The 12,740-nt window shown below is 61.5% G+C and carries 12 protein-coding genes; 6 read left to right on the forward strand and 6 right to left on the reverse strand.

Going from position 1 to position 12,740, the window contains the following annotated elements:
- Positions 1-25 precede the first annotated feature (25 nt).
- The 3 genes from sixA to AC3I65_RS18775 are packed head-to-tail and all read right to left on the reverse strand — an operon-like array spanning position 26 to position 1,878.
- On the reverse strand, positions 26-478 hold the full coding sequence (gene sixA, locus AC3I65_RS18765) for a phosphohistidine phosphatase SixA (protein WP_047230343.1): 453 nt from the start codon (positions 476-478) through the stop codon (positions 26-28).
- Positions 475-822: a DUF4389 domain-containing protein gene (locus AC3I65_RS18770; RefSeq protein WP_047230342.1), complete on the reverse strand. Its 348-nt coding sequence runs from the start codon at positions 820-822 to the stop codon at positions 475-477. Before AC3I65_RS18770 ends, sixA begins: the two co-directional genes overlap by 4 nt.
- A 30-nt stretch (positions 823-852) precedes the next feature.
- Positions 853-1,878 (reverse strand): NAD(P)H-dependent glycerol-3-phosphate dehydrogenase, encoded by a 1,026-nt coding sequence (locus AC3I65_RS18775; protein WP_047230341.1) that lies wholly within the window; start codon positions 1,876-1,878, stop codon positions 853-855.
- Between the two features lie 164 nt (positions 1,879-2,042).
- Here AC3I65_RS18775 and AC3I65_RS18780 point away from each other — a divergent pair, with 164 nt between their 5' ends.
- From AC3I65_RS18780 to fabB, 5 genes are all read left to right on the forward strand, one after another.
- Positions 2,043-4,202 carry a TonB-dependent receptor plug domain-containing protein gene (locus AC3I65_RS18780; protein WP_488524323.1) on the forward strand — a complete coding sequence of 720 codons (2,160 nt, stop codon included), beginning with the start codon at positions 2,043-2,045 and terminating at the stop codon, positions 4,200-4,202.
- Entirely contained in the window at positions 4,203-5,135 is a 933-nt protein-coding gene (locus AC3I65_RS18785) for an ABC transporter substrate-binding protein (protein WP_448694179.1), read from the forward strand.
- The gene (locus AC3I65_RS18790; protein WP_076383815.1) at positions 5,132-7,039 is read left to right on the forward strand and encodes an ATP-binding protein; all 1,908 of its coding nucleotides are present in this window, start codon (positions 5,132-5,134) and stop codon (positions 7,037-7,039) included. The genes AC3I65_RS18785 and AC3I65_RS18790 overlap by 4 nt, the downstream gene beginning before the upstream one ends.
- Positions 7,040-7,287: 248 nt before the next feature.
- On the forward strand, positions 7,288-7,803 hold the full coding sequence (gene fabA / locus AC3I65_RS18795; RefSeq protein WP_047230338.1) for a 3-hydroxyacyl-[acyl-carrier-protein] dehydratase FabA: 516 nt from the start codon (positions 7,288-7,290) through the stop codon (positions 7,801-7,803).
- Between the two features lie 11 nt (positions 7,804-7,814).
- Positions 7,815-9,035, forward strand: a complete 1,221-nt coding sequence (fabB, locus tag AC3I65_RS18800) for a beta-ketoacyl-ACP synthase I (protein WP_047230337.1) — start codon at positions 7,815-7,817, stop codon at positions 9,033-9,035.
- A gap of 189 nt (positions 9,036-9,224) precedes the next feature.
- On the opposite strand, the gene AC3I65_RS18805 is transcribed toward fabB, so the two are convergent.
- Both AC3I65_RS18805 and AC3I65_RS18810 read right to left on the reverse strand, forming a co-directional pair.
- Positions 9,225-9,689: a DUF3859 domain-containing protein gene (locus AC3I65_RS18805; RefSeq protein WP_488524067.1), complete on the reverse strand. Its 465-nt coding sequence runs from the start codon at positions 9,687-9,689 to the stop codon at positions 9,225-9,227.
- Positions 9,690-9,840: 151 nt separating this feature from the next.
- On the reverse strand, positions 9,841-10,851 hold the full coding sequence (locus tag AC3I65_RS18810; RefSeq protein WP_177513937.1) for an amidohydrolase family protein: 1,011 nt from the start codon (positions 10,849-10,851) through the stop codon (positions 9,841-9,843).
- Between the two features lie 133 nt (positions 10,852-10,984).
- Here AC3I65_RS18810 and AC3I65_RS18815 point away from each other — a divergent pair, with 133 nt between their 5' ends.
- On the forward strand, positions 10,985-11,845 hold the full coding sequence (locus AC3I65_RS18815) for a pirin family protein (RefSeq protein WP_047230334.1): 861 nt from the start codon (positions 10,985-10,987) through the stop codon (positions 11,843-11,845).
- 160 nt (positions 11,846-12,005) lie between these two features.
- Here AC3I65_RS18815 and AC3I65_RS18820 read toward each other — a convergent pair whose 3' ends face one another.
- On the reverse strand, positions 12,006-12,734 hold the full coding sequence (locus AC3I65_RS18820) for a dienelactone hydrolase family protein (protein ID WP_047230333.1): 729 nt from the start codon (positions 12,732-12,734) through the stop codon (positions 12,006-12,008).
- Positions 12,735-12,740 lie beyond the last annotated feature (6 nt).

Genomic DNA, 12,740 nt, shown 5'->3' on the forward strand with positions numbered 1-12,740 from the left:
GCTCAACCCTGCGACCAGAGACCTCTCAGGGATGCTGAATGCCCTTGAGCTGCATCGCCCCGGCCAGCGGCAGGTCACCCTCCAGCTCGGCCAGGCCAGCCGTTTTAACCTGTTCGGGTTGTTGCAGGTGACCGTGTTGCAGAAAGCCCAGCAGGCTGCCCACCAGCGGGTTATGGCTGACCAGCAGCACGTCGCCCTGATCAACCAGCTGTTCCAGGACTTTTTGCGGGCGGGTTTCCGGCGTGAGCCAATCAACAGTGATCAACTCAGGCGCGAAGCCCAAGGCTTCGCGCACCAGTTGGGCGGTCTGTTGGGCGCGCAGGTACGGGCTGGCATAAATGGCGCTCAGCGGCTGGCCGATCAGCGCGGCGGCACTGCGCAGTGCTTCTTCGCGACCGTGAGCGGTCAGCGCCCGCTCAGGGTCGGGACGGGCACCGTATGGCTCGGCTTCCCCATGACGCAATACCCACAATTTCATAGCTTGGGCTCCTCGTCCCGGACCGGATGCGGAGCCGGCGCCACCACGTGAGGCGCTTCACCTTCCGGCGTGCGCGGGGTGGGCCAGTCAGCGAATGGCCAGGGTTTCTGGTCGCTGTGGAAGGTGCCGAAACGGCCGATCTGCGCCAGGAACTGGCTCAGGCTGTCACCAAAGTTCATCAGGCTGGCACTGGGCGCGCCATAGATCAGCCGGTAGATCAGTTGCACCAATACCACCGCGCCCAGGATGAACTGCGCCACCTGCCAGACCAGCAGGTAAATCACCATCCACAACACACGCAGCAGGATGGACTCGTATCGGGCCTGCTCTTTTGGATCGCTCATGGTTTGCTCCCGCTTCTGATCAATAGAGGCTCAGTTGAAGCCACTGGTGGAAATGAAATCGACGTCGGTCTTGGGCTCGCCACGCATCAACAGTTCGATGACCTGCTCCAGCGTGCGCCCTTCGAACAGAATCGCATGCAGCCCCGCGACCAGTGGCATGTAGACCCCGGACTCCTGAGACTTGGCCTTGAGCACCTTGAGCGTATTCACTCCTTCGGCCACTTCACCCAGGCGCGACACAGCCTCGTCCAGGCTCAACCCCTGACCGAGGGCGAAACCGACCTGGTAGTTGCGGCTTTTAGGCGAGGAACAGGTGACGATCAAATCGCCGACCCCGGCCAACCCCAGGAAGGTCATCGGATTGGCACCTTGGCTGACGGCAAAACGGGTCATTTCCGCCAGCGCCCGGGTGATCAGCATGCTTTTGGTGTTCTCCCCCATGCCCAGCGCCACCGCCATGCCGGCGATGATGGCATAGACGTTCTTCAGCGCCCCGCCCAGTTCCACACCGAAACGGTCGGCACTGGCGTAGACCCGGAAGGTTCGCCCATGCAGCGCGGCCTGGACCCGCTGGCACAGTTCTTCGTCTTCACTGGCGACCACGGTGGCGGTCAGCGCATGCTCGGCGATCTCGCGCGCCAGGTTCGGCCCGGAAATCACACCGATTCGAGCCTTTGGGGCGATTTCTTCGAGAATCTCGCTCATCAGCTTGAAGGTCTGGGCTTCGATCCCTTTGGTCAGGCTCACCAGCAATTTGCCGCTCAAGCGTTCGGCATGGGGCGCCAGGACCGAGCGCAGGGCGCTGGACGGCAAGGCGACGAAAAACAGGTCGCAGTCCTGCAAGGTGGCCTGCAAATCAGTCACCGGTTCAACTTCAGGGCGGATCTTGATGCCCTTGAGGTAACGCGGGTTCTCGCGATTGACCCGGATGGCCTCGGCCTGCTCCGGGTCACGCATCCATTGGCGCACCGGGTGACCGTTCTCGGCCAGCAGATTGGCCACGGCGGTACCGAAACTCCCGCCCCCCAGGACCGCAATCGGGCGCTGTTCAGTCATATGCAATCCGTTCATCCATACCAAGTGGCAATGCCGGGCATTATACGGAGCGGCCACACCGCGACCAGCCCCGACTACAATTACCGGCAGTTGTAGGAAGCTGACCATCAATTCCTAGGAAAATGCTGTCAACGTGAATGGAAAAGTCACTCACCTCGGTTAACATGCCGGCCATCCTTTCCCTAATCAAAGGCTGTGCCGTGTTCGTTGGCCCTTCCCGTTCAGGTTCGTCGCTCGTATTGGCGCTGTTCATCAGCCCGCCAGTGCTGGCCGACGACTTGTTCGTCGACAGTCAGCCCCTGCCCCAAGTGTTGACGGCCACGCGCCTGAAACAATCGCCGGCGGCGGTCCCCGGCAGCATGACCGTGCTGGACAGCGAATTGATCAAGGCCAGTGGCGCCCGGGACATCAGCGAACTGCTGCGCCTGGTGCCGGGCATGATGGTCGGCAATATCAGCGGGAACCAGGCCGCCGTGAACTACCACGGCACCAACGCCACCGAAGCGCGGCGCATGCAGGTGCTGATCGATGGCCGCTCGGTGTATCGCGCCGGCCTGGCCACGGTGGACTGGAGCGATATTCCAGTGGCCATGGAAGACATCGAGCGGATCGAAGTTTTCCGCGGCCCCAACACCGTCAGCTACGGCGCCAATGCACTGATGGCGGTGGTCAATATCATCACCCGCGCTCCGGCCGACAGCCACGGCACCCGCCTGAAAATCACCCGAGGCCAGCGTGGCATCAGCGACTGGTACGCCAGCCAGGGCAGCGGTTGGGAGAGCGGTGACCTGCGGCTGTCACTGTCCGGCCAGGAAGACGACGGTTTTGACAGCAACCGCACCGGCGCCGATTACCGCGACAGTCGACGCTTGAACCGTTTCAACCTGTCCGTCAGCCAGACCCTGAACGAACAGCAGAGCATCGACTGGCAACTGAACGCCAAGGACGGGACCAATCAGCGGCCTTATACCTACCGTCCAGTGTTCGTCGGGATTACGGCCGCCGGGGATAACTCCGATGTCGTCGCCAAGGACTACGCCGGTTCGCTGCGCTGGAACCTGGACCTGAACCCCAACCACAGCCTTTATGTACAAGGCTCGCTCCAGCATTGGGATCGCCAGCAGACCTGGCGCGCCTGCGATGCCGAGGTCTCCTTCAGCCCGCAGTTGACCGATCTGTGGTTGCTCAACCCTAACTACGCCGAGAAGCTGGCGCGCAATATTCCCAGCTTCACCGGCACCGGTGCGCCGCCCGGCACCCCGCAAGAACAGGCGCTGGCCAATCAGGTGCTCGATCAATGGCGCAACGGCGCCTCGCAAACCTTGTGCGGCGATATCGACCAGAGCGCCCGTGAGTCGCGCTACGACCTGGAAATCCAGGACACCCTGAGCCTGTCCGACAGCCTGCGACTGGTCACCGGGGCAAACTATCGCTACGACCGGGCCGACTCCGAGACGTACTTCAACGGCACGCTGGACGACACCACTTGGCGCCTGTTCGGCCAACTGGAGTGGCGGGCCAGCGAACATTGGCTGGTACAGGGCGGTGCGATGTTCGAAGACACCCACCTGACCGGCAGCTCGCTGACGCCGCGGGTGGCGGTCAACTACCTGATCACACCACGCCATGGCCTGCGGGCGGTGTACTCCGAGGCGGTGCGCTCGCCGGACATGTTCGAGAACAATGTCAATTGGAGTTATCAGGTCACCAACCTCAAGCCCACCGCCTTCGGCCAGAGCAGTGCCCGTTATTTTGTCCAGACCCGAGGGCCGGGAAACCTGGACCAGGAGCACATGCGCTCCCGGGAACTGGGCTACAACGGTTATTTCATGAACCTGGGGCTGAGCGTCGATGTGAAGCTGTTCCATGACGAAATCACCGGCATGATCAGCGAACCCCTGCGCAACAATCAGTACATTGCCAGCAACGCCAATGAATCACAGTTTTCCGGGGCCGAAACCCAGTTCGACTGGCGCATCACCAGCGCCGACCGCCTGCGCCTGACCTATGCCTACGTCGATGCGCTGGCCAGCAATGCCCTCGACGAACAGCCGACCGCCCGCAATAGCGGTTCGGCCGGCTGGCTGCGGGACTGGGGCCGAGGCTGGAACAGTGCGGTGTTCTATTATGGCGCGGACGACCTTAACGGCTATCGCTTTGAACGAGTCGACACCCGCCTGGCCAAACGCATTTCTTTGGGCAAGGCCAACCTGGAACTGGCGGGCATCCTGCAGCAGCGTCTCGACAACCAGCCCACTACGTTTATCGACAACCACTACGACTCCCGTCACGTCCTGTATTTCACTGCGGAGTTGTCGTTCTAGATGTTCCGGGGTCAATCGCGCAAGACGCCCTTTCGTGGCCGCCTGCCGCTGGCGCTGTGCCTGGTGTTTGCAGGCTGGCTGGCAACGATCGAGGCCCGCGCCGCCGACATTCTATTGACCGGTGCCCATAACAGCCCTGGCGCTCAGTCATTCACCCAGGCCCTGAAGGCCCTGCGCCCCGAGGACAACGTCAGGTTTACTCCGCTGGCCAGCCTGCCGGCGCCCGGCAAACTGCCCCGCAATGTCCGCCTGATTTTGCTTGACCTGCCCAGCCTCGACTGGCGCCTGCAGGAAACCCACGGGCCCGCCACCCTGGTACTGCGAATCAGCCGCCAACAAGCCAGGGACCGCCTGGGCGAGACAACGCCCGATCACCTGAGCCTGTTGTGGAGCGATCCGCCGCTGACGCGGCAATTGCGTCTGATCCGCGCGATCCTTCCGCAAATGCGCAGGGTCGGCGTGCTGTTCGATGGGCACAGCGAGTTCCTGCTCAAGGAAATCCGCCAGGCAGCGACGCCGTTGGGGCTGGAGATCGTGAGTGAACGCTGGGACGACACCAGTGACAGTCGCCCTCTGCAAAAGCTGTTGGGCCGCAGCGATGTGCTGCTGGGGCTCGACGACCCCGATCTGTACAACCCCAAGACGGTAAAGAATCTGTTGCTCAGCAGCTACGCCCGGCAACGTGCGCTGATCGGGCCCAACGCCGCTTTCGTCAAGGCCGGCAGCCTGGCCAGCACCTACAGCGACCAGGAGGACTGGCTGGCAATTCTCGACGATTTGCTGGACCGCCCCGCCGCCACCTGGCCCCGCACCCTGTATCCGGCCCGCTTCAAAGTCCTGAGCAACCAGCAGGTCGCCCGCTCACTGGGGATCGAGCCGATTGACGCCGAATCCGTCGCTGCACAGCTGGCCGAAGGAGAACAACGCCCATGACCTTGCGTCGCCGCTGGGACATCAATACCCGCACCCAGCTTATCGCCCTCGGCCCGGCCTTGCTGCTGACGGTGCTGTTGATCAGCTTCTTTACCTTCGTGCGAATCCAGGACCTGCGCCAGGAACTCAACCATACCGGGCAGTTGATCGCCAACCAGCTGGCCCCGGCCACGGAATATGGGGTGATATCGGGCAATAACGAGGTGCTGGAAAATCTGCTCACCGCCACCCTGGCCACGCCTCATGTGCGTTTTCTGGAGGTTCAAGACAGCACGGACCGGGTTGTGGTGTATGTCGAGCAGCCCGCGCAAGGCCGCAAGCATTCCCAGCAGATCGAAGTTTTCCAGGCGCCGGTTCGCCTGCAGCGCATTGCCTTGAACAATGATTTCCTGCAAGGCAACAGCATGACCATCGAGGCGCCCGATGAGGATTACCTGGGCCGGGTGATCGTCGGCATGTCCAGTGACGCCTTCAGCCAGCGGCAGCAGGAAATCCTCCTCAAGGCCGCGATCCTGGCGCTGTTCGCCCTGCTGTTCACCTTCCTGGTGGCGCGTCGCCTGGCGTCCAACCTGTCCCGGCCGATCCGCGACATCGGCAACGCAGTCATGGCGATCCAGCAAGGCGACTACGGCACGCCGCTGCCCATCGTCGACGATGCCGAACTGGGGGCCTTGTCGCGGCATATCAACAATCTGGCCGACGGTCTCGAGCAAGCCAGCCGTGAACAGCACCAGGCCATGGCGCAACTGATCAAAACCCGGGAAGAAGCGGAGAAGGCCAACAGCGCCAAGTCCGAATTCCTGGCGATGATGAGCCATGAACTGCGCACCCCCATGAACGGTGTACTGGGCATGCTGCAACTGCTGGAAACCACCGAAATGACGGAGGAGCAATTCGAGTACACGGCGCTGGCCAGCGAATCCACCGAGCACCTGCTGAAAGTCATCAACGACATCCTCGACTTCTCGCGCATCGAACGCTCGGCCCTGGAGCTGGAACACATCCCGTTCAATCTGGCGGAGCTGGTCGCCAGTTGCGCCCAGTCGTTCCAGCACAGCGCCGCGCAACGCAAGCTGGGCCTGGACCTGCTGATCCCTGATGACATGCAGCCCTTGCAGGTGCAAGGCGACCCGACGCGGATCCGGCAGATCCTGGTCAACCTGATCGGCAATGCCCTGAAATTCACCGAACAAGGCCGCGTCACCGTGCAATGCCAGTGGCAGGCACTGGATCACGAACTCCTGTGGTTTACCTGCACGGTGCGCGACAGTGGCATCGGGATCGCGACCGAAAGCCTGGAGCGCATGTTCGATGCCTTCCAGCAAGCCGACAGTTCGATTTCCCGGCGCTACGGTGGCACCGGCCTGGGGCTGCCGATTGCCCGCACCCTGGCTGAGCGCATGGGGGGCACATTGCGCGCCCAGAGCGAAGAAGGCCAGGGGTCGGTGTTTACCCTGGAGATTCCTCTGGCCCTGTCGAAAAAAGCACCGATAGCCCTGGCGCCAAAGCTCCCCGACGGCATCGGCAGCGGTCATGGCGAGGGCCGCAACGTGCTGCTGGTAGAAGACAATCCGGTGAACCAGACCGTGATCGAAGCCATGCTGCGCAGCCTGGGCTTCACCGTCAGCATCGCCGCCGACGGCGCCCAAGCCATCCGCAGTGCCGAAAGTCTGATTTTCGAGGCGATTCTGATGGATTGCCGGTTGCCCATCATCGATGGCTACGAAGCCACGCGACAGATCCGCCAGTTACCCGGCTGCGGCGAGGTGCCCATCATCGCTCTGACGGCCAATGCGCTACAGGGCGATCGCGAAGCCTGTCTCGCGGCGGGCATGAACGATTACCTGGCCAAACCGTTCAAAAGAGCTGACCTGCAGCAAATTCTGCAGCGCTGGGTGCGTTAGTGCAGGCGTTTCGACCATCTGCGACTGGCGTGAAAGGCGAAAGTGCGGCAGTCTTAACCACCCGAACAAGTCCCGATTGGGGCTTGAATAAAAATTTCAGTGCACAGGTGTACATTCATTTCCCGTGTGCTGTGACTTTCACTACAACGCAATAGTCTATGAGTAGGCTGTCGATTCGAGGCATGAACGCTTCGATCGGCCGGGAAGATTTGCCCCACCCTGCCGCATGGGACTATTGAGGAGCTCGCATGACCAAACAAAACGCCTTTACTCGGGAAGACCTGCTGCGCTGCAGTCGCGGTGAGCTGTTCGGCCCAGGTAACGCGCAACTGCCCGCCCCGAACATGCTGATGGTGGATCGCATCACCCATATCAGCGAAGAGGGTGGCAAGTACGGCAAAGGTGAATTGGTCGCCGAGCTGGACATCACTCCTGACCTGTGGTTTTTCGCCTGCCACTTCGAAGGTGATCCGGTGATGCCGGGCTGCCTGGGCCTGGATGCCATGTGGCAATTGGTCGGTTTCTTCCTCGGTTGGCAAGGCCTGCCGGGCCGCGGTCGCGCCCTGGGTTCGGGCGAAGTGAAGTTCTTCGGTCAGGTTCTGCCGAGCGCGAAGAAGATTACCTATAACATTCATATCAAACGCGTCCTCAAGGGCAAGCTGAACATGGCCATTGCCGATGGTTCAGTGGCTGTGGATGGTCGCGAGATCTACACCGCCGAAGGCCTTCGGGTCGGCGTTTTCACCTCCACTGACAACTTCTAAGGGTTATCCGCATGCGCCGCGTCGTTATCACTGGTCTGGGCATCGTTTCGTGCCTGGGCAATGACAAAGAGACCGTCTCCGCTAACCTGCGTGCAAGTCGCCCTGGCATCCGGTTCAATCCGGAATATGCCGAAATGGGTCTGCGTAGCCAGGTTTCCGGCTCCATTGACCTTCCCCTCGAAGAGCTGATCGATCGCAAGATCTACCGTTTCGTCGGCCATGCGGCGGCTTACGCCTACCTGGCCATGAAGGACGCCATCGCTGACTCCGGCCTGACCGAAGAGCAGGTGTCCAACCCGCGCACCGGCCTGATCGCCGGTTCCGGTGGTGCCTCGACCTTGAACCAGATGGAAGCGCTGGACATCCTGCGCGAAAAAGGCGTCAAGCGCGTCGGCCCGTACCGCGTCACTCGGACCATGAGCAGCACCGTTTCCGCCTGCCTGGCCACGCCGTTCAAGATCAAGGGCCTGAACTACTCCATCGCCTCTGCCTGCGCCACCAGTGCGCACTGCATCGGCAACGCCATGGAGCAAATCCAGATGGGCAAGCAGGACGTCGTGTTCGCCGGCGGTGGTGAAGAAGAACACTGGAGCCAGTCGTTCCTGTTCGACGCCATGGGCGCCCTGTCCAGCAAGCGCAACGACACCCCGGAAAAAGCTTCCCGCGCCTACGATGCCGACCGTGACGGCTTCGTCATCGCTGGCGGCGGCGGCATGGTGGTGGTCGAGGAGCTGGAACACGCTCTGGCCCGTGGCGCGAAAATCTACGCGGAAATCGTCGGCTACGGCGCCACTTCCGATGGCTATGACATGGTCGCCCCAAGCGGCGAAGGCGCCATCCGCTGCATGCAGATGGCCATGTCCACCGTCGACACGCCCATCGACTACCTGAACACCCACGGCACTTCGACCCCGGTCGGTGACGTTGCGGAAATGAAAGGCGTGCGCGAAGTGTTCGGTGCCAACGCCCCGGCCATCAGCTCCACCAAGAGCCTGTCGGGTCACTCCCTGGGCGCCGCGGGCGTTCACGAAGCGATCTACTGCATGTTGATGATGGAAGGCAACTTCATCGCCGGCTCGGCCAACATCGACGAACTGGACCCGGAAGTGGCCGACCTGCCGATCCTGACCAAGACTCGCGAAGACGCCAAGATCGACACCGTGATGAGCAACAGCTTCGGCTTCGGCGGCACCAACGCCACGCTGGTATTGAAGCGCTGGCAGGGCAAGTAAGCCCCGCCGCAACGCCACACACAAAAACGCCCCGACTGGTTCGGGGCGTTTTTTTTTGGCTACTCTGTACACCACATTCCCTGTGGATAATTCCCTTGTGGGAGCGAGCCTGCTCGCGATGAGGCCCTGACATTCAACATCTAGGTTGGCTGACAGATTGCTATCGCGAGCAGGCTCGCTCTCACAGATTCAGCGCACGACAAACCGTTGCTGCGCCAGCAATCGATCGCCCTGGAACACCATGAACCGCCACTCCCCCGGCACCACTTCGTGGCTTTCGGTGAACTCGTAGGCCATCACATCCTGCGGTGCACCGGGCACCAGTTTCTGGGTGACTTCGAATTTATCGTGGAGCACGCCATCGGGGGTGCGAATGCCTGGGGTGAAATACAACAGGGTCAATGGCTGGTCGTCAGCCACCTTGTCCGCCAAGCGGTAGCGCAGACCGAACTTGGTGCCCAGCTTGGCCGGTACACTTTCAGTCTGCCGGATCTGCTCGTTGCTGCGGCGCAGAACCCGCTCCCCTGATTGCAGTTCGGCTTGGGGCCCTTCGAAGATACCGTACTCCACCGGGCCTTCGACACGGACTTCCGCCTGGGCCAGGCCGCAGACCGACAACAGCGCGACCAGTGCGCTTGAACGGGTGAGGTGCATAGTGCGCTCCTTGATTGTGATGAGCGCGAGGGTATGACGCGGCGGTGACAGGCTGATGACAAGGCGATGGTCACCTTGTGCACTGAGAGCTTCTGTGGGAGCAAAGCTTGCTCGCGCTGCAGGCGCCCTCAATTGCGAAATTGCAATACCTTCATCGCGGGCAAGCCTTGCTCCCACACAACACCGCCAGGAAATTATCCCGAGCTACGTTCTTCGCCACCTCTTCCGGCAACGCATCCAGGAACGGATCGAAGCTGCGTAATTCCTTACCGACATTGTCGAAACGCCCCACTACATCCGACCCCAACATAAAACGCTCCGGGAAGCGCTCCACCAGCTTGAGCCACGCCTCGCGGGGTTTGCCCGCCTCGTCCAGCAGGTAAGGCGTGAGCACGCTCCAGGACAGGTCGATGTACAGGTTCGGATAGGTCTCCAGCATCCGGGTCAGTGTCGGCAACAGAAAATCCAGCCGCGTCTGGTGACGATGGATCTCCATGCTGGTGCCGGCATGGGCCCAAATGAACCGCGTGTGGGGATGGTTGCGCAACGGCTCTTCAATTTCCGGCAAATACAGCGCGTTTTTCTCACGCTTGGAGGTGATGTTGGAGTGCAGCAGCACCGGCAGATCGTTCTCCGCCGCCAGGTGATAGATCCGCGTCATGGCCTCGTTGTTGGCCCGCGGGGTGTCCCCCGACGTCAGTGCCGTCAGGTCGTCATGGCGGGTGAACACCTCACCAATGCCTTGCCACAAACCCGGATACAGATCGAGCATGCGCTGGATGTGCATGGCGGAGTTTTTGTCGTTGGGGTTGAAACCGGACAAAAAAGGATGAAAGTGCTGGCGCTGTTCAGCGGTCAACTTGCTCACCGCCGCCGCGACAATCACATCGGTGGCGCTGTACCAATAAGCGTCCGCATCGTCACCGGCGTAGTAACGCGGGCGCTTGGGCTCATCCTCATGCCATTTCTTGGCCACCGGTATGCCTGAAATCATCACATGCTCGATGCGATTGTCGGCCATCGCCTTCAGTAACTCGGGCATGCCGGCGGTTTCCTGAAAGAAATCGACGTAATGCAGGTGTGCATCGCTGTAGGCATATTCGCGGGCCATGACGCCACTGCTCGAAACGGCCAGCAGCCAGGCGAAGATCAGACGGGTCATGGGCACGGGCGGACTCCAGAAAGTTATGAACAGGATAGACCCCGACCGTCGCGTCCGGGTTCACGGCGCATGTGCCGTCAGTTGTCACGGCGGGTTATGCTTTGCCCATCCGTTGCTCAACCTGGAAGACATCATGATCACGCCCCTGACCATTCGCCCACGCGCAGAAGATGTGGAAGGCCAGCCGATTCTTCGCCCGCTGCCGTCCGCCAAGTGTCGCAGCGTCGGACCGTTCGTTTTTTTCGACCACATGCTGCAAACCTCCTACAAAGCCGGTCAAGGCATGAACATTCGTCAGCATCCCCATATCGGGTTGTCGACCCTCACCTATCTGTTCGAAGGGCAGCTCCAGCACAAGGACAGCCTTGGCTCCGATCAAGTGGTGGACGCCGGGGACGTCAGCTGGATGACCGCGGGCAGCGCCATCGCCCATGTCGAGCGCACGCCCGAATCACTGCTGGGCAGCGACTTCGTCATGCACGGCTTGCAAGTCTGGTTGGCCTCGCCCCAATCCCACGAACAGGGGCCTGGACACTACAGCCATCATCCGGCGCACACCCTGCCGGTCAGCGATAACCTGGGGGTAAAGATCCGGATGATCGCCGGGTCGGGTTTTTGCCTGGAATCACCGGTGCCGACGCTGTCCCCGACCCTGTACGCCGAACTGAACCTGCAAACCGCAACGACCCTGCTGATTCCCACCGAGCATGAAGAGCGGGCACTGTATGTGCTCAGCGGCGAGGCGCAGCTGGACGGTGAACCGCTGGAGCCCCACTCGTTGGTGGTGCTCCCGGCCGGGGAACAAATGACACTGTTCGCCGACAGCGACTGCCATGCGGTGCTGTTCGGCGGCGCGCCGCTGGATGGGCCACGTCGGATCAACTGGAATTTCGTCTCCAGCGATCCGGCGCGAATAGACGAAGCCCGCCGGCGTTGGGCGGCCGGGGACTGGCCGACCGTGCCGGGGGAAAGTGAGCGGATCGAATTGCCCTGAATTCAGCGGTGTCTGACAGGCCGCCATCGCGAGCAGGCTCGCTCCCACACTGGACCGTTGCCATTCGCAAATGGCGCGAACACCTCGGTCAAATGTGGGAGCGAGCCTGCTCGCGATAGCAGTCTGGCAGGCGACAGCCTATTCAGCACCAGGCCCGATCTCAGCCCCTGAGCACTTCATCCAGCAAATTATGCATCGACCGGAACGCCCGTGCGGCAACCTTGGCGTCGTACATCATCTTGCCCGGGACATTGGCCTGTGGATCGGTGAACGAATGCACCGCACCACCGTAGCTCAGCAGTTGCCAATCCACCCCGGCGGCGTTCATTTCGTCTTCGAAAGCCGGCAGTTGCTCCTTGGGCACCAATGGGTCCGAGGCGCCATGCATGACCAGCACCGCCCCCTTGATGTTCTGCGCATCCGCCGGATTGGGTGTGTCCAGGGTGCCATGGAACGAAATAGCGGCCTTCAACGGTGCGCCTGTGCGTGCTAGCTCCAGGGAGCAGCAGCCGCCGAAGCAGAAACCGAACGTAGCAAGTCTCGACGCATCGACCTGCGCCTCACCCTGACTTTGCAGTTGCTCGAATGCCGCCTGCATGCGCTTGCGCAACAAGGCACGATCATTCTTGAGCGGCATCATCGCAGCCCCGGCTTCATCGGCATTGGTCGGGCGCACGTCCTGGCCGTAAAGATCGGCGATCAACACAACATAGCCGTTGGCCGCCACCGACCTGGCGATTTCCTCGGCCCCCGCCCCTACGCCCATCCAATTGGGCGCCATCAGCAAACCCGGGCGCGAGCCCTGCTGGCTAACGTCGAAAGCCAGGCGGCCCTCATAGGTTCGACCATCGATCTGATACTCCAGCGAACTAACCGTAACCTGACTCATGACGGA

It is taken from the genome of Pseudomonas sp. N-1-13, assembly GCF_057787095.1.